20 protein-coding genes are annotated in these 23837 nt (G+C 54.5%); 17 read left to right on the top strand and 3 right to left on the bottom strand.

What is annotated here, in order from left to right; translation table 11 throughout:
- Positions 1-137 precede the first annotated feature (137 nt).
- From rfbA to HMPREF9241_RS05730, 9 genes are all read left to right on the top strand, one after another.
- The gene (rfbA, locus tag HMPREF9241_RS05770; RefSeq protein ID WP_006681346.1) at positions 138-998 is read left to right on the top strand and encodes a glucose-1-phosphate thymidylyltransferase RfbA; all 861 of its coding nucleotides are present in this window, start codon (positions 138-140) and stop codon (positions 996-998) included.
- Between the two features lie 101 nt (positions 999-1099).
- Complete coding sequence (locus HMPREF9241_RS05765) at positions 1100-2374, top strand: rhamnosyltransferase WsaF family glycosyltransferase (protein ID WP_006681345.1); 1275 nt, start codon at positions 1100-1102, stop codon at positions 2372-2374.
- On the top strand, positions 2367-3290 hold the full coding sequence (locus HMPREF9241_RS05760; protein ID WP_006681344.1) for an NAD-dependent epimerase/dehydratase family protein: 924 nt from the start codon (positions 2367-2369) through the stop codon (positions 3288-3290). Before HMPREF9241_RS05765 ends, HMPREF9241_RS05760 begins: the two co-directional genes overlap by 8 nt.
- Complete coding sequence (locus HMPREF9241_RS05755) at positions 3280-4230, top strand: glycosyltransferase family 2 protein (protein ID WP_006681343.1); 951 nt, start codon at positions 3280-3282, stop codon at positions 4228-4230. Before HMPREF9241_RS05760 ends, HMPREF9241_RS05755 begins: the two co-directional genes overlap by 11 nt.
- A 13-nt stretch (positions 4231-4243) precedes the next feature.
- On the top strand, positions 4244-5224 hold the full coding sequence (locus HMPREF9241_RS05750) for an ABC transporter permease (RefSeq protein WP_219810862.1): 981 nt from the start codon (positions 4244-4246) through the stop codon (positions 5222-5224).
- Between the two features lie 2 nt (positions 5225-5226).
- On the top strand, positions 5227-6417 hold the full coding sequence (locus tag HMPREF9241_RS05745; RefSeq protein ID WP_006681341.1) for an ABC transporter ATP-binding protein: 1191 nt from the start codon (positions 5227-5229) through the stop codon (positions 6415-6417).
- A complete protein-coding gene (locus HMPREF9241_RS05740; protein ID WP_006681340.1) occupies positions 6410-7381 on the top strand; it encodes a glycosyltransferase family 2 protein in 972 nt (323 codons plus the stop codon). The genes HMPREF9241_RS05745 and HMPREF9241_RS05740 overlap by 8 nt, the downstream gene beginning before the upstream one ends.
- Before the next feature lie 200 nt (positions 7382-7581).
- Positions 7582-8589, top strand: coding sequence for a dTDP-glucose 4,6-dehydratase (gene rfbB, locus HMPREF9241_RS05735; protein ID WP_006681339.1), 1008 nt, complete (start codon positions 7582-7584; stop codon positions 8587-8589).
- Between the two features lie 3 nt (positions 8590-8592).
- Entirely contained in the window at positions 8593-9540 is a 948-nt protein-coding gene (locus HMPREF9241_RS05730) for a glycosyltransferase (RefSeq protein ID WP_006681338.1), read from the top strand.
- Positions 9541-9561: 21 nt separating this feature from the next.
- Here the strand turns inward: HMPREF9241_RS05730 and HMPREF9241_RS05725 are convergent, their stop codons facing one another.
- Positions 9562-10326 (bottom strand): hypothetical protein, encoded by a 765-nt coding sequence (locus HMPREF9241_RS05725; protein WP_131367642.1) that lies wholly within the window; start codon positions 10324-10326, stop codon positions 9562-9564.
- Between the two features lie 221 nt (positions 10327-10547).
- Here HMPREF9241_RS05725 and HMPREF9241_RS05720 point away from each other — a divergent pair, with 221 nt between their 5' ends.
- Genes HMPREF9241_RS05720 through HMPREF9241_RS05710 form a run of 3 tightly spaced genes read left to right on the top strand, consistent with a single transcriptional unit; the run spans position 10548 to position 15510 of the window.
- Positions 10548-10844 carry a WhiB family transcriptional regulator gene (locus HMPREF9241_RS05720; protein WP_006681336.1) on the top strand — a complete coding sequence of 99 codons (297 nt, stop codon included), beginning with the start codon at positions 10548-10550 and terminating at the stop codon, positions 10842-10844.
- 14 nt (positions 10845-10858) lie between these two features.
- A complete protein-coding gene (locus HMPREF9241_RS05715) occupies positions 10859-14101 on the top strand; it encodes a glycosyltransferase family 2 protein (RefSeq protein WP_006681335.1) in 3243 nt (1080 codons plus the stop codon).
- Entirely contained in the window at positions 14098-15510 is a 1413-nt protein-coding gene (locus tag HMPREF9241_RS05710) for a DUF5719 family protein (protein ID WP_006681334.1), read from the top strand. The genes HMPREF9241_RS05715 and HMPREF9241_RS05710 overlap by 4 nt, the downstream gene beginning before the upstream one ends.
- Before the next feature lie 97 nt (positions 15511-15607).
- Here HMPREF9241_RS05710 and HMPREF9241_RS05705 read toward each other — a convergent pair whose 3' ends face one another.
- Positions 15608-16027: a metallopeptidase family protein gene (locus HMPREF9241_RS05705; RefSeq protein ID WP_243440780.1), complete on the bottom strand. Its 420-nt coding sequence runs from the start codon at positions 16025-16027 to the stop codon at positions 15608-15610.
- A gap of 76 nt (positions 16028-16103) precedes the next feature.
- Here HMPREF9241_RS05705 and HMPREF9241_RS05700 point away from each other — a divergent pair, with 76 nt between their 5' ends.
- Positions 16104-16613 carry a DUF3499 domain-containing protein gene (locus HMPREF9241_RS05700; RefSeq protein ID WP_006681332.1) on the top strand — a complete coding sequence of 170 codons (510 nt, stop codon included), beginning with the start codon at positions 16104-16106 and terminating at the stop codon, positions 16611-16613.
- A gap of 19 nt (positions 16614-16632) precedes the next feature.
- On the opposite strand, the gene HMPREF9241_RS05695 is transcribed toward HMPREF9241_RS05700, so the two are convergent.
- Positions 16633-17808 carry a DUF7847 domain-containing protein gene (locus tag HMPREF9241_RS05695; RefSeq protein ID WP_006681331.1) on the bottom strand — a complete coding sequence of 392 codons (1176 nt, stop codon included), beginning with the start codon at positions 17806-17808 and terminating at the stop codon, positions 16633-16635.
- A 155-nt stretch (positions 17809-17963) separates the two neighbouring features.
- Between HMPREF9241_RS05695 and mtrA the strand changes: the two genes are divergently transcribed.
- The 4 genes from mtrA (at position 17964) to hpf (ending at position 23785) form a co-directional block, all read left to right on the top strand.
- Complete coding sequence (gene mtrA, locus HMPREF9241_RS05690; protein ID WP_006681330.1) at positions 17964-18644, top strand: MtrAB system response regulator MtrA; 681 nt, start codon at positions 17964-17966, stop codon at positions 18642-18644.
- Complete coding sequence (gene mtrB, locus HMPREF9241_RS05685) at positions 18625-20373, top strand: MtrAB system histidine kinase MtrB (protein ID WP_006681329.1); 1749 nt, start codon at positions 18625-18627, stop codon at positions 20371-20373. The genes mtrA and mtrB overlap by 20 nt, the downstream gene beginning before the upstream one ends.
- Complete coding sequence (locus HMPREF9241_RS05680) at positions 20370-22079, top strand: LpqB family beta-propeller domain-containing protein (protein WP_006681328.1); 1710 nt, start codon at positions 20370-20372, stop codon at positions 22077-22079. The genes mtrB and HMPREF9241_RS05680 overlap by 4 nt, the downstream gene beginning before the upstream one ends.
- Positions 22080-23137: 1058 nt before the next feature.
- The gene (gene hpf, locus HMPREF9241_RS05675; protein WP_006681326.1) at positions 23138-23785 is read left to right on the top strand and encodes a ribosome hibernation-promoting factor, HPF/YfiA family; all 648 of its coding nucleotides are present in this window, start codon (positions 23138-23140) and stop codon (positions 23783-23785) included.
- Positions 23786-23837: the final 52 nt, after the last annotated feature.

Raw genomic sequence — 23837 nt, 5'->3', positions numbered from 1 at the left:
AAGCGGTGATATTCCTCAGTTGCACTCTGGTACATGTGTGAGTGTGATGCGTAACATTAGAAAAGAATCTTGGCATAATGAGCGTCAAGGTGCACAAGTAAGTCGATCAGTGCGCGCACTCAACCTGCGGAGGAACGATGAAGGGCATTATCCTTGCCGGCGGATCAGGAACCCGATTGAATCCAATTACATTGGGAACGTCAAAACAGCTTGTCCCGGTGTATGACAAACCGATGATCTACTATCCGTTGTCAACGCTGATGCTTGCAGGTATCCAAGACGTCCTTGTCATTACGACACCTCATGATGCCGAAGCTTTCCACCGCCTGCTGGGCGATGGCTCACAGCTTGGTGTCAATATCTCGTATGCTGTTCAAGAAGTGCCGAACGGACTTGCCCAGGCATTTGTCCTTGGTGCTGATCATGTTGGAACTGACCCCGCGGCTCTCGTTCTTGGTGACAACATCTTCTACGGTCCCGGTATGGGCACGAAGCTTCGCCGTCATGTGGATCCTGATGGTGGTGCAGTGTTCGCCTACCATGTGGCAGATCCAACCGCGTACGGTGTCGTTGAATTCGATGATAACTACACCGCAATTTCTATTGAAGAAAAGCCTGCTCATCCGAAGTCGAACTATGCGGTTCCTGGTCTGTACTTCTACGACAATAACGTCGTAGAGATCGCGAAGAATCTCAAGCCTTCCGCACGCGGTGAATACGAAATCACGGATGTGAACAAGGTTTACCTTGAAGCAGGAAAGCTTCAAGTTGAGGTTCTCCCTCGAGGTACTGCTTGGCTCGATACTGGAACATTTGATTCCCTTGCTGATGCAACGAACTTCGTTCGTACAGTGGAAGCACGCCAGGGGATGAAGGTTGGAGCTCCTGAAGAAGTGGCTTGGCGTATGGGCTTCATTGATGATGAAGGACTGCGTCAGCGCGCTGAACCGCTGGTGAAGTCCGGTTACGGGCAGTACCTGCTGGACCTGTTGAAGTGATCTGATCTGTCAGTTTCCCGTCAACGTCGTGTGATGGGGAACTGGCAGACCTGTGTATGTACTGCCCTGTATCAAGGCCTCGGACATATACACTGACGCGTATGAATGGAATGAAGAAGCTCGCGAACTATTCAAAGCTGGGCGCCTCGTATTACAAACGTAACGGCGCACGACTGACAGTAGGGCGCCTCTTCCTTGGAGTGGGCACTCACTTATCCTCTCCCAAAAATGCGGGTGGGCTCAGCGGACGAAGGAATGCTTCGTTGGTGAAGTTCGAGGACGCGGCGGTTGCTGACTGGACAGTAGCTCCGCAGTGGAAACAAGAGCCTCGATCGGTCGGAGACGGCCCATTTACGACCGCCTGGATTATGTCTCCCCCCGGAGAGCATTCAGGTGGACACCAGAATATATTCCGTTTCCTTTCTTTCTTGGAACAAGCCGGACATACGGTCAAGATCTTTCTCTATTCCTCTAACCCCCTGCCGATCAACATCAAGGGCATCCAAAAGATACTTCGTGATTCGGTTGCTTATCCTCAGTTGAATGCTTCAATCGAGGTGTATTCGCCATCGGCTGGAGTCGGCGAAGAAGTCGACGCGATCTTCTCCACCGGTTGGGAGACGGCATACCCCTCGTACCTCGACCGTTCGAATGCGCGCAGATACTACTTTGTGCAGGACTTCGAGCCGTCGTTCTACTCTGTTGGCTCCGAATCCGTGCTTGCCGAAAATACGTACCGCTTCGGCTTTGAAGCTTTCACTGCTGGACGCTGGCTTGCAAAGAAGCTTTCCACTGACTACGGAATGAAAACACATCCCTTCGATTTTGCGGCAGATTTTTCACTCTATAAGCGAACGAATGAACAGCGCCGATCAGATGTGTTCTTCTATGCGCGACCAGTGACGGCTCGTCGAGGGTTTGAGCTGGGGGTCATGACTCTTGCTGAAGTGAAACGGCTACGTCCTCTAACAACGATTCACATGGCAGGATGGCCTCTCGGTGGTTGGGATGTGCCATTCGACTTTATCGATCATGGTGCGATGAGTATCAGTGATTTGAGTCCTCTCTACAACAAATGTGCGGCCGCTCTGGTGATGTCACTGACGAACATGTCGTTGCTCCCACTTGAATTGCTTTCGTGTGGAACGATCCCGGTCGTAAATGACGCAGAGAATAACCGTCTGGTTTCAGCTAATCCGCATATCGCATACACGCTACTGTCGCCAAAGGCATTGGCGCATAGAATCGTTGAAATTCTCGATGATTCTCAGCAGATTGAAAAATCTTGCGAGGCAGCCTCGTCCGTTTCGGATTTCTCATGGGACGATGCGGGGGCTCAATTTGTCACCGCCTTCGAGGAGGCAATGCGTGGCTAACATTCTCGTCATTGGCGGAAACGGTTTTCTTGGATCCCACCTCGTGGATGCTCTCGTAGTGCGTGAGCATCGTGTCACCGTATTCGACATGTTTTCGGGGACTACCCATTGGGCCTCGGAAGGCGTTGATATCGTTGATGGAAATTTTCTGAACATAGCTGATCTTCGACGGGCGGTTCGCGGCAAGCAGATTGTTGTTCACATGCTGTCGACGACGGATCCTGCAACAGCAGAAAATGACCCGATCGTGGATATTCGCACGAACATTCTTGGCTCGGTTGAGTTGTTCCAGATCTGTGCTGACGAGGGAGTTGAGCATGTCTACTTTGCTTCTTCAGGTGGCACGATCTACGGAGACCGCGATCAAGAAAACTTTTCCGAAGAGGATCTGACGCTTCCAGTTTCTCCCTATGGCATTGGAAAGCTTGCCATCGAAAACTACATGCGTTTCTTTGAACGGAAATATGGTTTGCGTTCAACGAGTTTCCGTATTTCGAACCCGTATGGGACTCGTCAAAACCCGCATAAGCGCCAGGGAATTATTCCGATTTTCTTGAGGAATATTCTGAACAATAAGCCTCTGACAGTGATGGGAGACGGAACGATGTTCCGTGACTACATCTATGTCAAAGATTTCGCGAATATCGTCGCTACGATGATTTCGACGGGCCCAAGCCAGCCGGTATACAACGTTGGTTCGGGACGTGGCACTACGGTGAACGAACTTGTCGACGCGATGGTCAACGTGACGGGTAGGCATCCTGTTATCGAATACCGTGACGTTCCCAGCACCTATGTCCACGGTAGCGTTCTTGACACGACACGCATCCAAAACGAGTTCGGACCGTTCGAAATGACTGAACTTGAGGTCGGTATTCAACGTACGTGGCAGGAGATTTGTGAACATGGCTTCTGAAAAAGAATATGAATTCGACGCAACAGTCGTCATTCTGACCTATAACGGTGAGCAACACCTTGAGGAAATTCTTAATGCGGTTCATGCTCAGCGCTATGGTGGCACGTTTGAAACGCTCGTCATTGATTCGGGATCCACAGACTCGACGCTCGACATCATCGCGAAGAATCCGTGGGTCAGGCTTCATCAGATCCCGAATAGCGAGTTTGGTCATGGAAAAACACGCAACCTTGGTGCCCACTTGGCTAAGGGGCGCTATGTTGTCTACCTGACTCACGATGCGACTCCAGCATCTGATCGCTGGCTTCATGAGATCACTGCTCCCTTTGATATTAGCGAGCGCATTGTTGCAGTTATGGGTTCTCAAGTGCCTCGTGCAGATGCATTCCCATTGCTGCGCTACGACGTGAAAAACACCTTTGCCAGTTTTGGGCCGATGCACGGTACAACCTTGTTCTACGACGATGATTTCATTCAGGACGAGGGCGTGCGTAATGCGGTGACCTTCTATTCCGACGTGAATTCGGCAGCTCGTCGTTCAGTTCTCACAGGCGAGATTCCTTACCGCGATGTTTCGTATGCCGAGGATCAGTTGCTTGGCCGAGATGTCATTGATGCTGGCTATATTAAGGCGTACGCTCCGCGAGCTGTCGTTTGGCACTCTAACGAGATGACGATCTTAGAATACGACGATCGTATGTTCGAAGAAACGCAGGGCCTTCGCGAAGTCGGGATTGATGTAGCCCTTCCGTCGATTCCTACAGTCGCAAAGCTTGTTGTTGGTGGAGTGCTTCGGGATGCTGTTCGTTTAGTTCGTGATCGCGAGGTTACAACCAAACGCAAGCTTCACGGATTGCTTGTGAACCCGGCCTATCATGTCCAGCGCTGGCGAGGCGTACGTCGAGGAGTGCGTTCAGCGTTGAAGCGCTATGGAGAATGAGGGGGAGAGTGAAGTGACTACAAGAGCGAACTCAGAGTTTCATAGCCCCTCTGAATCAGGAGCCGAATTATCAGGGATGACACCAGAAACACTCGACAAGATCGTTGCTGATCGGGAAGCACGCCTGGTTCAAGAACCTCTTAAAGAGCTCGGGGACAAGACGGGAATTATCAAAGGTACGCGGACGGCTGTCCGAGATCTGTGGCGACGTCGAGAACTGTTCGGTTACCTTGTCAGACGAGAGCTTAAAGCAAAATACAAGGACTCAACTTTCGGTTTTGCCTGGTCGCTAGTGAAGCCACTGGCACAATTGCTGATCTACTTCATCGTTATTGGTCATTTTCTTGGAGCAGCGCGAGGTATCCCGCAGTTTGCTATCTTCGTCTTCTCCGGATTGACAGCATGGACGCTATTCGCTGACATCATTAATGGAGGAACCGGATCAATTGTCGCAAATTCCGGGCTTGTAAAGAAGGTTTACCTTCCACGTGAGGTATTCCCACTATCTGTTGCAGGAAATGCGCTTGTTAACTTCTTAACTCAGTTCATCATCCTCCTGATTGCTGTCGTATGTACTTTTCAATTCCCGCATCTGCATTTACTCGTATTCTTTCCGCTAGCCCTTCTTCTCCTTATCGTTTACGGCTTGGCTGGAGGCTTATTTCTCTCAGCAATAAATGTTTACTTGCGTGATGTTCAACATCTGATTGAAGTGATTACATTTCTAGGATTCTGGGCTTCCCCTATTGTCTATTCCTATTCTTTCGTAGCAAACACAGTTTCCGGATGGATTCTTGAACTGTACCTGGCTAATCCAATTACCCTAGCAATTCTTGGGTTCCAAAGGACAATGTGGGCGGCAGGAGTCGATGCTCCCTATCCCACTCATATGATTCTCCGCATGACAATTGCTTTGATTGTCGGAATTCTTCTTCTTTTCGGAGCGCACCGCGTGTTTGTGCGTCTCGAAGGTAACTTCGCACAGGAGCTGTGATAATGGCTAAGACTTATCCAGATGTTATCCGTGTAGATAATGTGTCAAAATCTTTTAAGATCCATCGAGATATGTCGATAAAGGATCGAGTCGTCCATTCTTCAAAAGCTCATATCGAAGAGTTTAATGCGTTGGAAGACGTTTCTTTGTCGATCCCAATGAATCAAACAGTCGGTCTGATGGGACACAACGGTTCTGGTAAATCTACACTGCTTAAAATCATGGGCTCGATCATTCGTCCGACGATAGGAACGGTGACTACACGTGGGCGCATGGCGGCTTTACTTGAGCTTGGAGCTGGCTTCCATCAGGATTTAACTGGTAGAGAGAACGTCTTTCTCAATGCATCAGTTCTTGGCATGACTCGCGTGGAGACTGAACGACAGTTCGATGAGATCGTTGCCTTTTCTGGAATCGAACGCTTCATCGACACTCAGGTGAAGTTCTATTCCTCCGGAATGTATGTGCGCCTAGCCTTTGCAGTTGCGGTTCACTCGGATCCGGACATTCTTCTTGTTGATGAAGTCCTTGCGGTTGGTGATGAGCCATTCCAACGAAAGTGCATGGATAAGATTTCCGAATTTCAACGTGAAGGACGAACGATTCTTCTTGTCTCGCACTCAGCAGATCAAGTGAATGCGGTCTGTGACCGCGGTGTTGTTCTCGATCATGGACACGTTGTTTTTGACGGTAATACGCAAGAAGCAGTTCATGCTCTTCGTGAAGCATTTGAGCTTGCCGATAGGGAACAGAAGGAAAGCGATCCTTCAGATTACTTGTTTGGCAAAGTCCGTCTCGATGATGTTTATATTGAGGACGCACACGGTAATCGTGTTCATCGCCTGAATACTGGCGATGATATGAAAGTCCAGATGGTTTTCACCACTGAAGAGAAAATGGATGACTGGCTGGTTGGTATTACATTCGAGACCAATCTTGGTCAGCACTTGTTTACATTTGATACCAATGCCTCAAAATCGGTGATGCCTTCAGTTACGGGTCAGAATCGAGTCACATTCTCGATTCCTAATCTTCCTCTTGGGGATGGAATGTATCGCCTTCATGCGGGGATTGCAGATGGACTTGGGAGGACCATCAATCATCGCCACAACGCGTGGGACTTGATCGTTGCTGGGCCTTATGCAGGTACGGGGCCGATTGCGATGATGCCAACAATTACTTTCAATGATTGATTCTCCGCGCATCAGCGTCGCCCTGTGTACGTATAACGGCGAACGATTTATCGCTCAGCAGATTGAGTCGATTCTGGCTCAATCCATGCCGGTGGATGAGATTGTTCTGGGCGATGACGCTTCTAGTGACAACACAGTTCAGATTGTTGAAGAGCGTGTTGCTGGAACAAACATCGACCTCATGGTCCGGCGTCATAATCCCGGCCTTGGCGTCAGGAGTAACTTTGCTGATGCAATCAGCGCGACGACCGGTGACGTCATTATTTTGTGCGATCAGGATGATGTCTGGCATCAGGACAAAGTTGAGAAACTAGTTGAAACTCTTGACGACAAAGAGCTCGTTCATTCTGATGCCCGCCTTGTCGACGCTGAGGGGAATCCAAAGGGATCGGCGCTTCTTGAAGAGCTCAACGTCAGCGCGTGGGAGAAACGGAACCTCGTCGATGGCGATGCGCTCGCGGTACTACTCAAGCGGAACCTTGTTACGGGCGCAACGGCTGCGGTGAAGGGGGAATTCGCGCGCAGTATTATGCCGGTTCCTGACGGCTGGATCCACGACGAGTGGCTTGCGTTCATTGCCGCTTTTGACCGTCAGCTGGTTCTTCTTCCAGAAGCCCTGACGGACTATCGCCAGCATGAGAATAACCAAATTGGCGCGAAAAAAGAACCGTTATCTGTTCAGATCAAACGCAAGATTTCAGCAGACTCTGATGATGACGCGCGACGCTTGACGCGAGCCCTCAGCGCATTCCACTTTGTCGCCAGCACCAACCGTGGACTCGAAGAGGACAGAGAACGCTTAGAACGGGCAGCGAAGCATCAGCAGGCTCGTTCACTCATGCCCAAAGGGCATTTTTCTCGGATCCCAACGCTTATGGGGGAGGCGTCTAAAGGCAACTACTCGAAGTATTCGCGGGGTATCTGGGCGTTCGGTCGTGATCTTGTGCGAAGCTTTGATTCCTGAGACGACATCTAGCTGATGGGGATTAGGGGAGTACGTTTTTCTCCCCTCAGGTGATCAGGGCTTCTTGTGCTCGCAAGCACGACATCAAGAAATGTGCTTCCCTCGGCTTCTCTTGTCTGTTGATGGTGCGTCTGAAGCTCATTCAATGTCCTCGTACGGCATAATTGCCTATAAAGCTGTTCAATTGTTAGGAGTTCATCGTGCGAATCGTCGTTACTGGTGGTGCTGGTTTCATCGGAGCTAACTTCGTCCACACTCTTCTTGAAGACCATCCGGATGTAGATGTTGTTGTTCTTGATGCGTTCACCTACGCAGGCAACCGTGGCTCGTTGACCGATGTGTCCGAGGATATGGCGAAGCGTCTGAGCGTCATTGAAGGCGACATTGCGGATGCTGATCTTGTCGATTCAGTCGTTGCGAAGGCTGATGCTGTCGTGCACTTTGCTGCTGAGTCACACAATGACAACTCTCTGAACGATCCGTCGCCGTTCATTCAGACGAACCTGGTTGGTACGTTCACCCTGCTTGAAGCAGTCCGACGCCACAAGGTTCGTTTCCACCACATTTCAACCGACGAGGTCTACGGCGATCTGGAACTGGACGATCCCGCTAAGTTCACGCCGACCACCCCCTACAACCCCTCGTCGCCCTACTCGGCATCGAAGGCTGGCTCGGACCATCTGGTTCGCGCGTGGGTGCGTTCGTTCGGTGTGGAAGCAACGATTTCGAACTGCTCGAACAACTACGGTCCCTACCAGCACATCGAGAAGTTCATCCCTCGCATGATCACGAACCGTCTGCGCGGTGTCCGTCCGCGCCTGTACGGCGATGGTCTGAACGTCCGCGACTGGATCCATGTTCGCGACCACAACACGGCGGTCTGGGACATCCTGATGAAGGGTCGTATCGGCGAAACATACCTGATCGGCGCTGACGGTGAAACGAACAACCACGATGTTGTCACGATCCTGAACGAACTGATGGGCTACCCGGCAGACGATTTCGATCATGTCGCCGATCGCCCTGGCCACGACCTGCGCTACGCGATCGATAACACGAAGCTCCGCGAAGACCTTGGGTGGGAGCCCCACTTTACGGACTTCCGCTCGGGTCTTGCCGACACGATCAAGTGGTACACCGATAACGAAGCATGGTGGGCGCCACTGAAGGAAGCCGTCGAAGCGAAGTATGCGGCTGAAGGTCACTGATTCGTGGATAGTCACGCACGTGGCGCGTTGGGTGAAAGCCCGCGCGTCACGGTCTTAATGGCGACCTACAACGGTCGGACGTGGATTGACGAACAGATCGATTCAATCCTTGATCAGAGGGGAGTCGACGTCACGTTGCTCGTTTCTGATGACGGGTCAACAGACGGCACTGTTGAACACGTTGCACAGCGCGCTGGTCAGGATCGACGTATTCGGCTTCTTCCGCCTCGCGACGGTACGCCGGGTGTGACGGGGAATTTCCTTCATCTGTTCATGACGCATCGTCCGGATGGTTCGTATGTTGCGTTTACGGATCAAGATGATGTGTGGCATCTGGATAAGTTGTCCAGACAGATTGCGATTCTTGAAGCTGAACATGCGGATGTGACATCCTCGAATGTCACGAGCTTCGATCAGTCGGGGAAGAAGACTCTGATTGATAAAGCGGGTGCCATGCAACGGTGGGACCACATTTTTGAGGCTGCCGGACCGGGGTCGACCTATGTTTTTACGCCGGAATTCCATGAAAAACTTCGTGATGCTCTAGAGCTTTTGGATTACTCTGCCATCGGTGTCCACGATTGGTACGTGTATGCGATTTCGCGTGCGATTGGTGCCAAGTGGATTGTGAGTGCGACGCCGACCCTGGATTATCGTCAGCATGAAGCGAATGTGCAGGGCGCGAATAGGGGATTGGGAGCGTATGCCGACCGTTTTGCGCGTCTGCGTAGCGGTTTCTATCGTGGTCAGTTCTTGGCGGTCGCGCGTGCTGTGCGTCAGGTGGCACGATACGACGATCAGGTGATGGCGGATCTGAGCTCACTGATCGGCGAGCTTGAGGACACGTCTGTTTCTGGTCGTCTGAAGTTCGCTCGTCGTTGGCGTCAGATTCGACGCAAGCCTCGTGAAGGTTTCCAGCTGGCGCTCGCACACGTATTGGGCGTGTGGTAGTCGCCGATTGTTCGGTCGCGTTCAGTGCGCGCCGTCGTGAAGGAGCGATGCGCCTTCTGACTCAGCGATTCGTTGTGCCTCTTGCTCGGAATACAGTTTCGGATCAATAAGTACGAGGCTGCGCCCACTTAACCAGTGCGTGACTGCGATGGGGGCGCAATGATCCAACTGATAAAGGGCAATGCGTTGCGATTCAGAAGACGCGGTGGCTGGTTCAAGCAGGTGGGTGATGCCACACGCTTCTTCAACGGATGTGGGTGCCCGCTGTGGAATGGGTACGTCGAGTGCGTCGCTTTGAGCGCCGACCTCCATGAGTGCATCGAGCACTCCATCAGGCAGGGGCTCTCCATTCCACGAAAACGTGAGGTAGGTGCGTGGTTGGGCTAACACCCACGCGCCGCGCTTCAGCGCGTCGCGTGAGGCCTCGTCAACCGAATCTGTCACAAGGATGTCGGAAACACCTAGCGTTGCTGAATCACTGCAGAGCTTCAATCCCATAGCAAGCGCGGGAACGCTCCATGCGAGCTCCTGCCACGGGCCCACGGCGAGGCACAGTGTTTGGCGCGTCTCATTGTTGGAGTCAGAAGGGACGGTCGAAGGAGTTTCGAAGCCAAAGGGGCCATCAAACAGGTTCGGAGCAAGGTCGCTTCCCAGAAGATTGGCGACCTTCGCGAACCAGCGGGCAATGACCGGTCCGTTGAACTCAACGCGTTCTTGCGAATAGATCGTCATTTGCGGGGATGGACGTGTTGCCAGAAGCGAAATGAGTTGCGGGAAAGTGGTCATAAGTGGAATCGTAGTGGACAGATGTTCTCCAAGCTCATCGAATAACAATGCCGGATTCCTGCCGAAAACCTGCTTGAGGCGCACAAATACTGGCTAACCACAATAGTTCACTTCTCGCAACTGGCAGGCAAGGATTTCTTAATTACTCCCTCGGGCTTGACTTATGAAGATGACACGCGTGTAATTCTTATATTGATGTAAAACTGCAAGGAGATATTCACGTGTGGAACATTCTCGGTGACGGACCGATTTCTTGGTCTGAAGCACTCGATGCTGACTTCTACGCGTCGATTGACGGCCCTCTTGCATGGCAGGAGCACGCACTCTGCGCTCAGACCGACCCGGAAGCCTTCTTCCCCGAAAAGGGCGGGTCAACACGCGAAGCAAAAGCTGTCTGCCAGTCCTGCGAAGTTCGTGAAGAATGCTTGCAGTACGCTCTCGAACACGACGAGCGATTCGGTATTTGGGGCGGGCTGTCAGAGCGCGAACGCCGTCGTATGCGTCGCCTCGCTATCTGAAAGATGACTCTCCAGTGAGCTCCTCTCTCGTAGCTCTCGTTGTCGCTCACGAGGCCACGGAAATCCTCAGCGACGTCCTCGTTGCTGTTCAAGCCCAGACAATGAAGCCTGGTGCAACCTATGTTATTGATTGTTCTCCAGCGTCAGACACTGAAATTGCTGGGCTCATTGGTCGCATTGCTCCCACGGCCCACAGAATCAGCGCGCCCCGCGCCAAGAACATTTCGCAGGCTCTCAACCAGGCGTTCGCCGATAAAGATGCTGCTCTGAACACCTACGCGTGGGCGTGGGTCCTTCACTCCGATTCCATTCCTGAACCAGACTGCTTGAATGCCCTCTGGGCAAATGCAGACCGCTCACGCACCATCGGTGCCGTCGGTCCAAAACAAATGTGCTCCGATGGGTCCCACATTATTGAATGCGGTATTCAGGCAACGTCCAGCGCGCGTCGAGCTGACGGAATTCTCCGTGGCGAAATCGACCAAGGACAATACGACTCAACCTCTGATGTCCTGGGCGTCGGCACTGCGGGAATGCTCGTCTCCACCGTTGCTTGGAACGCAGTGGGAGGATTTGACACTGCTCTCGGTCCGTTCGGAGAAGGCCTCGATTTCTCCCGCCGGTTGCACCTTGCCGGCTATCGCGTTGTTGTAGCGCCCACAGCGAGGATTCGCCACCTTCGTACCTCGTACATTCCTCCGGCACTACTGGCGCTCAGCGAAAACACTGAAGAGTCTTTAGACGACCAGCCTGCAACGGCGAGTGACGATGCCAGCGTTCTCGATCTGTTCAACCAGCCTTCCTCCATTTCCGCGCGCGTCCCCCGCGATATGAGTTTTGGCCAGCGTCGCTTTGCCCAGCTCTATAACTGGGCAAAGGGCGTGCGAGTCTTCACTTTGCCATTCTTGGCGCTCTGGCTTGCCTTCTGGTCGCCCGCACGTGCTTTTGGACGCTTAGTCAGCGGTCGCAGTGAACTGTTCTGGCCTGAATTGCGGGCATGGTTGGCTCTGATTGCGATAACCCCGCACCTGCTCTTAGCGCGTCACCGTGCAGCACGTAGTCGTATCGTTCCCGTCAAGGTTCTTCGCGAGCTGTACGTAAGCGGTCGACAGGTGCGTGACAGTGCGCGCAGACGACGCCAGGCAATCGGTCAAGACAAAGACGAAGACCCGCTGGTCACCACATCGCGCGCTCAGTATCGTTCGCGCTCACGCGTAGCTTTCGCGACCATCATGCTCGTTACGATCGCCCTCAGCGTGGCCTTCTGGTGGGGACGTACCTCGTCAGTGAGTGGTGGCGCGTGGCGTACTCTCCCTTCGTCGTGGAGCGATCTTTGGGACGCAGCATGGGCTTCATGGATCCCCGGTGGCGATGGTATGGCCGGCCCTAACGATCCGCTGTTGATTCCCTTCGCACTTATTACATGGCCTTTCTCTTTTGCCGGCATCGAACCGACTACCGTTATCGGCATCATTGCGATGCTCACCGGGCCACTTGCCTGCCTGAGCGCATGGTGTCTGACCGGTCGTCTGACTCAGTCCATCGCAGTGCGTGCCCTGGGATCGCTCGCATGGGCATTCCTTCCGTCCCTCAGCCTTGCCACTTCGCAGGGGCGTATCGGACCGGCACTCTTCCACGTCCTGCTTCCCCTTGCCGTTGACCAATGGTTCCGCGTTCTCATTGCGCCAGAGCCTCTGCGAATTGCCGGAGCGCAAGGCACCGTGGAACTGCTCAGGTCAGAACGAACCGGTGCGTTAGCGCGCTTTGCGTTGACCTCGGCCTTCCTTGTTTCAGCGCTTCCTTCCGCGCTTCTTGCAGTGCTCTTCGCACTGATTGTGGCTACCGCAACCCGGCGCCTGCCATGGGTTCGCGCTCTGCTCGCTCTTCTTCCTTCGCTTGTTCTTGTCACTCCGCTCTACGCTTTCGCCCTGACCAGTCCCGGAGGCTGGCGAGCCTTGCTGGACGCTTCGGGCGGAACCTTTGCTTCCACGACCGCGCCCTCGTGGTTCACGGTGCTCGGATTGGGAAGCGCGGCCTCGTCGATTCTTGAAATGAGCATCTGGGTCGCGCCTTCGGCATTCTTAATCATCGGGGGAGTGGCATGCTCCTTCGCAGTCATGACCACGTCGACGCTTAGCGCGCACCGTCGCAACCGCATCGTCCCACTGATCGTGTTCACCAGTGCACTGATTCTTGCGTCGACACCCTTCGCCTCCAGACTCGATGCAGGCCTGAGCGGAGCAACCACGACAACTATCTGGACTGGCACTTACTTCTCGCTTGGCGCGGTCGGCATGCTTGTTGCCATTGCACTTTCGTCCTCTCACGTCAAGACGTGGGACGCCAAAGCACCGTTCTGGCTGAAACTCGTCGCTTTCATCGGCACAATCGGAATCGTCGCCGGTGGGGTGCTTCCTGCTTTCACTCACATTCGTGCGCTTGGCGCTGACGGCGACTTGACGCAAACTCAACGCTTGACTTCAGACCACGTCGTCGCCAACCCGAATGTGATCGCGGCAGTGTCCAAGCAGGCGCAAACGTCCGAAACTGCAGGACGCGTCCTTGTCCTGGACGCAGACGCAACATTCTTCGTCATTGATGCCAACGTATGGCGCGCAAACGGACCGTCATTCACCGACTCAACAGCGCTTACCCGCGCGATCGCCTACCACGAGGCCACCGCGGGTGCACCATCGGACGCAGCAACAGCAGACCTTCAAACGCTGGTGCTCACGCTCGTTTCCTACCCTGACGCCTCTACAGTCCAGGCAATCGGTGAACACGGAATCGACTCGATTCTGGTGCGCTCTGATTCTGTACAAGTCCAGCAGTTCGTGCAAGCACTGGCATCTGCCCCCGACATTGAACGCGTTGGCGAAACCGATGCGGGATACCTGTGGCGTATCCGCCCGCAAGGCCGTACCCCTGCGCGGGTGACACTGAATGCGAAGGGCACCGTCGCCAGCCTCGACTCCGGCTTGCTTGATGCGCGTGGAACGGTTGAAAACACCGGAACGAATGCGACAGTGCAACTGGCAGAACGCGCGCATTCCAGCTGGAAAGCAACAGTGAACGGAACCGAGCTCACCCCGCAGCTGGCCTCCAATGGCTGGGCGCAAGCATTTAGTGGGGTTACCGACGGAGAGCTTCACGTGTGGCATCAAAGCTGGTGGCAACTCCCTTGGATGATCGCATCACTGGTGGCTCTAGGATTCGCGTTCTTGGCCGGTATGCCGTGGAGGAAGCGTCGCTCATGACTGAACGCATGAACAAACCGGTCGCACTGCTCGCTTCCCTTGGTGCGCTTGCACTCTTGGGGCTTGCCGCTAGCGCTACAACGTTCCTGTCCGGTGAAGAACCCACGACGATTGAAACACCCGTCATCACGGCTGCCCCGTCGTCGGTGACGCTTGCATGTCCACCGGGAATCATTGACCCATTCGCGTCGACTCCTGCCACCACGACTGCAGGACACATCTGGTCGACTCTTGCCCCCACAGACGGTGATGAACTGGCCCGATCGATCACTGCCTCAGGGGCGCCAAATGAAGAAATCAGCGTTCCTACAGGTGTTGTCATCACTGGCCAAGGCGGCGGAGAACTACTGGGATTGTCAGCCACGGGCTGCTCACTTCCCAGCGGTGATCAATGGATTCTTACGGGCTCGACGTATGCGGGTAATGACGTTGTTCTTGCTCTGGCCAATCCCAGCGCAATCCCAGCAACCGTTTCCGTGACCGGCTATGGGCCGATTGGATTGCTGGACGATGCTCCGCACACGCTCACCGTGCCCGCTGGGAAAACGATCACCGTCGTGCCCTCGGGCTGGTACCCCGACGAAGAGAGAATCGCCCTGCATATTGAGTCCGATTCGGCGGGCATCTCCGCGTGGGCTCAAACTTCCCGATTGGATGGCGAAATCCCCGCTGGTGCCACATGGAGTGCGTCGACGAAACCTGCGACACAAGTGGTGTTCGCGGGTCTTGGTGGCGAAACAGCGTCTCTTCTCCGCATCGGTGTCCCCGGGGAAGACCCCGCGTCGATTCAGGTCACCTTGATCGGCGAGGACGGGTCAAAGGTTGTCGAAGGAACAGAACTGGAAATTGATGCCCAAACCGTTCTGGATATTCCACTGACGGGTATCGCATCAACCGCCAGTGGCATTATGGTCACTTCCGATGCGCCGGTCGTGAGTGCCATTGAACAATCGTGGGATGGCGGAAAGTGGGCGCAGACGGATCAGACGTGGACGATCCTGTCGAGTATCGCCACTGCGAACGCTCTCTCGAAGGCAGATGTTCCAGGGCTAACAACCCTGAGTGATCTGGTAACAAAGGAACTGAGTGCCACGCCTCTGCGCGCAACGTCTCTGGAAAGTAACTCCGGTGTGAGCGACGTGGTTGCGCAGATGGTACTGGTGAATCCTCTCACGGATGCGTCCTCAGACGCTACGGTCAGCGTTGCTGGTCGGGAAGTCCAAGTTCCTGCGGGCACATCCACCGTCGTTGATCTTCCTAGAGATGACGGCAAAGTGACATCTGATCAGCAGATTTACGCCTCCATCGTTGTCAGCGCAACAACTCCGAATGGTGTTGTGCACGCAACGTGGAATGTTGGCACCGGAGGGTTGGCAACGCAACAAGCTAGGGTCCACGTCGGCCCCTGACGACGTCCCGGCTGGCAGTGTGTTTTCAACTAGGTAAGGCACGCATATTAGCCGACGCGCTGACAACGTGTTCGGCTGGCAGTGTGTCTTCAACCTGTCAGCGCAGGTATTCGTCTAATTCATCCGGCGGAATCGCCAAGATGTGCGAGATCCTGTCGACCAGAATCTGACGTGTAATCTTCACGACGTCATGATCGCCTGCGCGAAGAACGATCGGAAGCCGATAGATGACAATTCTGTCTCGAAGACCTCGCCTGCGATCAGCGTGGAAAATGCGTGCAAGCACTTCAGCGTGAGATTCCCACGGAGCTGGATTTGACGGAGGAACATCCTCGGTAGCGAATTCGATTGTTGCCACTTCGGGCCAGCGTCGAGTGAGCTCTACGATGTGCGCGCCGATCATTTCATCGAAGGCTTCGCGCCTGGTTCGCCATGCGGGTGTTCCCGGGAAAAAGACGGGACCCCTGCCACCACGACCATGAGGATCGCGACGAGGATGATGAATTCGACTAGGCACCCCACAACATTAACGTGCTTCGCCTTAGTCAGAGTGCCAACGCCCCGAATGGGTAATCCTGGCGTAGGCTATGGGGGTGATTTCGGCTCGTCTTTGTTCTAAGCCAGGATGCTCACGTCCGGCAGTTGCCACGTTGACCTATGACTATGCGGACGCTACGGCTGTCCTCGGCCCACTGTCAACATATGCGCAACCCAACGCGTATGACATGTGCGAAGACCACGCGAACCGCTTTAATCCGCCTCAGGACTGGCAGCTCATCCGACTTGTCACCCACTTTGATTCGGTTCCGCCTTCGGGCGACGATCTGCTTGCCCTTGTGGACGCGGTTCGCCAGGCCGCCAAGACGCCTACCTCGTCATCTGAAGCATCGCAGGCTGGAGTTCCTCCGCGTTCGTCCGCCTCTCAGGCAACGGATTCGCCATCGCGTAGTTCCAGACCGCGAACCTACGAGGCCTGCGAACGAGGTCCGTTTACGTCCCAAGATCCTGATACTTCAAGCCCTCTTGACCCGCAGTCTCCGTATGCGAAACGCAGGGCTCAGTTCACGGTTATTTCTGATTCTGACGCTCCGCACTCACACTAAACGGACGCGCTCAGCAGGCTCAGTGACGAATCTGCTCCATCAACGTGTAAGCGAAGTTTTCTTTGCGGATACGTTCGTCGACGTACATCAACGCGATGTATGTCTGCGAAAGAGGCATGACAAGCATCTGCACGATCGTGGATGCTACTGCCGCTAACGGAATTGCGGTCAGATACATCTGCGGATCGGTACTGATGGTGAACGAAGTGAAGTCGGTACTGATGGTGAACGTAGTGAATGTGGAGAGCACTCCGGAGAAAATACTTCCGATCGCGCCCATCACCATTGCAATCAGGATGGAGCGTCCAAGAGTCTTGAACGCTACGCCTTGTGTGAGCGTCCACGAGCGCTTCAACGCTTTAAATGGGGAGAGATTTTCTACCGCGCATACCGTTTGAGCAAAAATGAACCGAACGTGGAAGAACACGCACACAAGGAATGTCGTGATTGCTCCAACTGAGCCGAAGAGCAAGAAAACCATCATCATCTGAGTGTGGCTACGGTCGGTGACGTAGTTTACGCCTAGGGCGACCAGTGAGAATACGGCGAATGTAACGCTGACGATCAGGGTGAAGAGGAATGCCCAGAGAATGTTTAAACCGATCATGGCAAGCAGTCTGGACTTAAAGCGCTTGAAGGCATCTTCGGCGGATAGCTTCTTACCGATGATCGCGTCAGCCGTACCGTTTGGAACCACGATCGCTGGGAACAAGCCAGCTAGACCAAGCAGAATCAGAACGAAGGGAATAGTACGAAGCGCCATCGTCATCCCGATTGTCGACAGGTCATCGGTCGATATGCGACCGTCAAAATCAACAAGCGACGTGAAATTCGGTAACGCGAAATAGATCGTGACGAGCGTAATGATCCCAGCAACAATCGTGACGATTCCGGGAAGAATGAACAAGACGAACGGGTTCTTTGAAAGAGCCTCGAACGTTCCAGAAAACAGGTCACCCACGCCCAGTGGGCGCAGGGGGACAATTCCGGGCTGAACTGGGGAGGGGGAACCGGGCGACATCGGCGTGGAGTTCATTGCCTGAATGGGAGGCTGATTGAAGCCCTGAGCGGACGAAGGATCCTGAGAGGCACACACAGTGGCATTGTCCTGTGGGTGGAACTGTGGAGTGTTCGGAGAATCCGGTTCTCCCCATGAACCCACGTGGAGGTGGCGGAAGTCGTGTGAATCAGTCATGACGGCTCTCTGGAGGTCACTTCAATCAATGAAGATGAAAAAAGTATGGCATGAGACGATAAAAAGATAAGGAAAATGGGCAGCGAAAAAGGGTAACGCTGAACCATTTGGCGAGTCGAGTCACAAAAACCGTTCGATCGTGACACGATCGTTATATGACTTTGCGAATCCTAGTAGTCGACGATGACGTCGCCCTTGCAGAGATGATTGGCATCGTATTAGAAGCCGAAGGATTTGCTATCGCCACCTGCTCAGATGGAAGCGGAGCGCTCGCGGCTTTCCACGCGTCGAATCCTGATTTGATCCTCTTGGATCTCATGTTGCCCGGTATCGACGGTATTGAAGTCTGCCGACAGATTCGTCTGGAGTCGGATGTTCCGATTGTCATGCTGACCGCTCGCACGGATACGTCAGATGTTGTGGCTGGCCTTGAAGCAGGTGCGGACGACTATGTGGCAAAGCCGTTTAAGCCGAAGGAGCTTGTTGCTCGAATTCGTGCACGTCTGCGTGGGCGTGACGACTCAGGTGACGAAAAGCTGTCGATTAATGACGTCGAGATTGATGTTCCTGGGCACGAGGTCATGCGTGGGGGCGAAGCAATTTCGCTGACCCCGCTTGAATTCGATCTTCTTGTTGCGCTGGCGCGAGCACCGTGGAAGGTGTTTAGCCGAGAAGAACTTCTTGAGCAGGTGTGGGGGTACCGCCATGCGGCGGACACACGTCTTGTGAATGTTCATATCCAGCGTCTGCGTTCGAAGATCGAACGAGATCCGGAAAAGCCTGAAGTTGTTATCACGGTGAGGGGAGTCGGCTACCGTGCCGGCGCAGGCGCCTGACCGTGGCGTGGCAAGCGACACTGACTCGGAGCTCGTTCAAGATGACGCGGTGGCTTCAACCAGCGATGTTGCCAGCTCGCCTGACACGCCTTATCACAAGTATCCGCGGCTGAAGAAGTGGGTTCAGAGCCTTCGTTCGCGTGTGCGTAAGTGGACGAACTCGCGTGTCTACACAGCCGTCTATCGCTCTGGGCCTGCGCGCGCGGTCCGCGCCTCGCTATCACTTCGTTCGGCTTTAGCGATCACGGTTGCAGCCCTCGGAGTGATCACTGTTTTCGGACTGCTCGTGTCTGCTGAGTTGAAAGATACCGCATTTGAGTCGCGTCGAACTCAGATCCTCGAAGACGCAGCCCTGCGTTTTTCAAGCGCCCAGGTTGTTTTCGACCAGTCAACGGCTTCAACTCCCGATCAGGTTCAGGAAGCTGCCCGTCAGGTTGTTCAGAACATTCGGGCATCTGCCGGTGGTGCGGGTGCTGTTTCTGTTATTCTCTTGCGTTCTCAGACCTCGACATCGACGTTCCGTATCAACCAGATCGTCGACGCGAATGTTGATGCGTTGATCGACACCGAAATGCGCGATGCCGTGCAAAACGGGGGACAGGCTCAGTGGAAGTCTGTTGCCATCCCAGCCAACGGCGATCACGTGGATCCGGGAATCCTTGTCGGAACGACGGTGCGTCTTCCTCGAGCAGGAACGCACGAACTGTACATCGTCTATTCCCTTGCCTCCGATCAGCGCCAGGTGAATATGGTGATGCGTGTCCTTTTGGTCGCCGCCACTCCCTTGATGATTGCTCTGCCAGTTGGCGCGTTTTGGATGCTATTTCAGTTGCTTCGTCCCGTTCGCAAAACGGCAGATGCGGCGAAGAAACTTGCTACCGGTGATCTGGACGTTCGTCTTGACGTGAAGGGCAGTGACGAAATGGCACAGCTGTCGGGGGCCTTCAACCTGATGGCTGAATCCTTACAATTAAAGATCGAAGAATATGACGAGCTCTCACAGCTTCAGCAGCGCTTCGTTTCCGATGTGTCCCACGAACTTCGAACGCCTTTGACGACAATCAAGATGGCGGATTCAGTCATCTGGGATAACCGGGATGTCCTACCCGCTCCGGCGAAACGATCGGCTGAACTTCTCCACGATCAGACAGAACGAATGGATTCACTGTTTACCGATCTGCTTGAGATTTCACGCTACGATGCTCGCTCAGCTGATCTTGAAGCTGAAATGACGGACCTGAAGACGGTTGTTGCCAGGGTTATTGAAGCTAATACTGAGCTGGCATATCGACTGGGTGTACCCGTCGCACTTCACGCGGGCGAAGAACGGTGCGCGTGCCCGATTGATGTGCGTCGTATCGAGCGCGTGCTACGCAATCTTCTCGTGAATGCTCTTGAATTCGCTGAAGGAACTCCGGTTGATATTACGGTCGCTCAGAGTCAAACAGACGTTGCTGTCAGAGTGCGCGACCATGGCGCCGGTATGAGTGAGGAAACAGCCTCCCACGTTTTTGACCGCTTCTTCCGCGCGGATTCTTCGCGTAAACGTACAACGGGTGGTACCGGGTTGGGTCTGTCCATTTCTGCAGAGGACGTGGCGCTTCACGGGGGTACTTTGGTTGCGACAGGAAAGATTGGCGAAGGAGCCTCGTTCGTGATGACCCTGCCGAAGGCGTCGGGTGGGACCGTAGTGTCGACTCCTCTTGAATTGTGGGAGGAAGCCACATGATGAGGTGTGCCCTCAAGCGACGATGTGCGTCCGGATTATTGTCCGGAATCCTCATGTTTGGCCTTGCCGGCTGTATTGCTTTGCCTCTGGCATCGGATCCAGCGCCCTTTGAGGTGTCTGTTCCTGACGTTGATCCCGTTGAATTTGCTGCTGATGGGCCTTTGAAGAATTCTGATCCGCAGACGTTGATTTCTGATTTTCTTCTTGCAAGCGCTGCGGGAACGAATGATGATTTTGCGACTGCGCGCTTGTTTTTAACGGCTGCTTCCCAGCAGGCGTGGGCACCAGATGATGAGGCTCTGATCTATGACACTGCTTCGTCGCCGTCGATTTCAATTAAAGGTGATGAGGGATCGGGAACGTTAACAGCAACGGTGACTGTTCCCGCTGTCGCGTCAGTGAACAGTGAAGGCGTGATGACGCGGAGCGAAGACTCCATGATCTCGTCGACGTTCAACCTGGTCCAAGAGGGCGGGCAGTGGCGCATCGATTCCCCCGAAGATGCGTTCATCGTTTCTCAAACGGCGTTCAGTGCCGCCTATGAACAAGCGAACCTCTATTTCCCGGCGACGACCGGGGATGCCTTGGTTGCGGATCCTCGTTGGTATCCTTCGCGTCGCCTTGCCTCGCATCTGCTCTCAGGTCTGATCGCTGGGCCGAGCCAAACGATCGAAGCGGCGGTCACGAATGCGATTCCCGGTGGAACGACGTTCCCGGCTCAGGGTGTTGAAATCAGTGATCAGATCGCGAAAGTGGATCTGAGCGCCCCCACGGTTGGCGAGGGAACCCCGCGTCAGCTTCTTGCGTGGGAGGTGACGGAAACCCTCCTTCAGGATTCGCAGATTTCCACAGTGGATCTGAGTCTTTCCGGGGTTTCTCTTGAAGGGGTCGAGACTCCGTCGTTGCCCTCCTATTCGTTGGATACGCGAATTGCTTTGCAGGCAGGTCGCATTGGATCGCTGGCGGGCTCTACTCTGACACCGTTTGACTTGCCGATTTCTCCTGCTTCTTCCGCGTCGTATCCGGCGGTGTCGCCGATTAACCGCGATGTTGTGGCATGGCGCGAAGGAAATTCGCTGGTCGTGTCCGCCTCGGGTGCTCAAGGCGCGCATTCGTCGGTGGACGTGGGGTCGGCGGGGAACGAGGCCGGGGCTCCTTCGATTGACCGCTTCGGCTGGGTCTGGTCGCCCGCTTCAACAAGCGGACCGATCATTGCAACGACTCCCGACGGCCAGGTTGGACGTGTTCCCATGAATGAAACAGGTGTTGTGAGCGTGCTTCGCGTTGTCATTTCGCCCGATGGTGCGCGAGCTCTTGTTTTGTCTGGAACGCCGTCGAACGCGACCGCTTGGATGTTCGCGGTTGCGCGAGATGGTAGCGGTGTGCCACTAGGCCTTGAAGATGGTCAGGCGATTCTCGGTATTCACGGGCAGATTGCTGATCTTTCGTGGGCTGGTTCGTCGTCCTATGTGGTTGTTCGTTCGGCTGAATCGTCGGCTGATAGTGACGATATGGAACTCGATGAAGTTGCGATTGGTGGCTTTGTTTCCCAGTCCGAGGTTCCAGATCAGGCCTTAGCAGTCAGTGCTGGTCTGACGACGGCGAATGTGTGTGTGAAGGTCCGTTCGGGTAGCGTCACGTGTCGAACGGGTGCTTTATGGCAGGCTATGCCCGCAACTTTCGCCGACGTGCGATTCCCTGGCTAGAGTGCGCATCTGATTCATTTTCAGTTTCGTTTTCACGTCAAAGTGAACAATTGTTAAACACCGTAGCAAATTGAGGCGGGTTATCCACAGAATGCAGATTCCCCGTTCGCCCTCCTTGAAGCAGAGGCACATGATGGAGAAATGGAGTTTCTTCAGCGTTTACGCATCGCGGTTTTGTCCCTGCTGTCAATACTGATGCCTGCTCAATGTGCGGGTTGTATGGTCTGGGATCATGTCGTGTGTCCGCGTTGTCGTAGTATCGCGCTTCGATCCGCTCGATTAGAGCGGATCGGCCTCGTCACCTTAGGGGAGAGCGAAACGGGAATGCCATGCGCGCCCTGTGATAATGACGGAAGTGGCGCCACCGTGCCGATGGGGTTTATCGGAAGGTATGACGGCGAGTTGAGGAACATCATCATCGCCTCTAAACATTCGCCGACCTTTCGTGGCGACGACTTCTTATATGACGCGGGCGCAAGTGTGGGGCGTTGTCTTGCCGCTGCGCTTCCAGGCGATGAGCCGTGGTGGGTGATTCCTGCGCCGTCGAGCTGGAAACGAGTGCTTCACGGTAAGAATGTGACCGGCGCTTTTGCTCGGGGTGTTGCGTTAGGGCTTGCGCAGGTCAGTGGACGGCCAGCGCGGGTGGTTGGCGCCGTTCGTTTGCGGTTTGGCGTGCGCTCTCAAGCGGGTCGTGGGGGACGAGGCCGCCGTCTCGATCGAGCCGGATCCATGCGCCGGCGGCTTCATATTCCCGCCAATGTGGCGGTAGTGATTGTTGATGATGTGTTGACAACAGGAGCGACATGCCGTGAGGTGGCGCGCGCTGTTGGACGGGTTGACGCGGTCGGCGTATGTGCCCGAGTTTAGCCTTTCTATGACGCAGCTCACGCAAAAAGGGGTATGATAGGCGTATAACCGATAGAGCAAAGATGACCCGAAGAATGGCGTCTTTGCCCAGCGACTGGGGGTGATAGCTACGATCACCGTCCGATGCGATGAGGCAATCGGACATTCAACCCCGCGAGCAACGAAGCTCGCCAGCTTCCCATGGAGGAAAAATGGACATCACTGTCGTCGCACGCAACGCGGAAATCCACCCGAACTTCCGTGAGTACGTCGAAGAGAAAGTCTCGAAGATTACCCTGTTCTACCCGCGCGCTCAGCGCGTCGACGTGGAACTGACACACGAACGTAATCCTCGCCAAGCAGATACCGCCGAGCGAATTGAGCTCACGGTCTACGGCAAGGGTCCAATCATTCGAGCAGAAGCAGAATCCGGCGACCGCTACGCAGCTGTAGATATTGCGGCCGGTAAACTCTTCGAACGCCTCCGTCGCTTGCGTGACCGCGCCAAGGATCATCGTCGTCGCTACTCTCACGAGATGGATGAGGTCGAGTTCCTCGAAGAACCTGCGCCGGTTGAAGATACCATCGAAGAGGCCGCTCCGCTCAAACTTCGCTCTGCGGAAGACCTCAAGGTTGGTGAAGCGCGCGAAGAGCAGCTTGGCGATACTCCGATCCTGGTTCGTCAAAAGGTTCACGAAGCCGAACCGATGACGGTTGATGAAGCACTCAACCAGATGGAAATGGTTGGCCACCCGTTCTTTCTGTTCATTGACAAGGAAACGAAGCAACCGTGCGTCGTCTACCACCGACACGGTTGGACCTACGGTGTCCTGCGTCTGAACACGACAACGGACTGCTGACGACTCGATAGTCAAAAGTGTGAGCCCCAAGAGTTTTCTTGGGGCTCACACT

The organism is Schaalia turicensis ACS-279-V-Col4, from assembly GCF_000296505.1.
GTDB classification, from domain to species: domain Bacteria; phylum Actinomycetota; class Actinomycetes; order Actinomycetales; family Actinomycetaceae; genus Pauljensenia; species Pauljensenia turicensis_A.
This window is presented reverse-complemented; position numbering and strand designations above follow the sequence as displayed.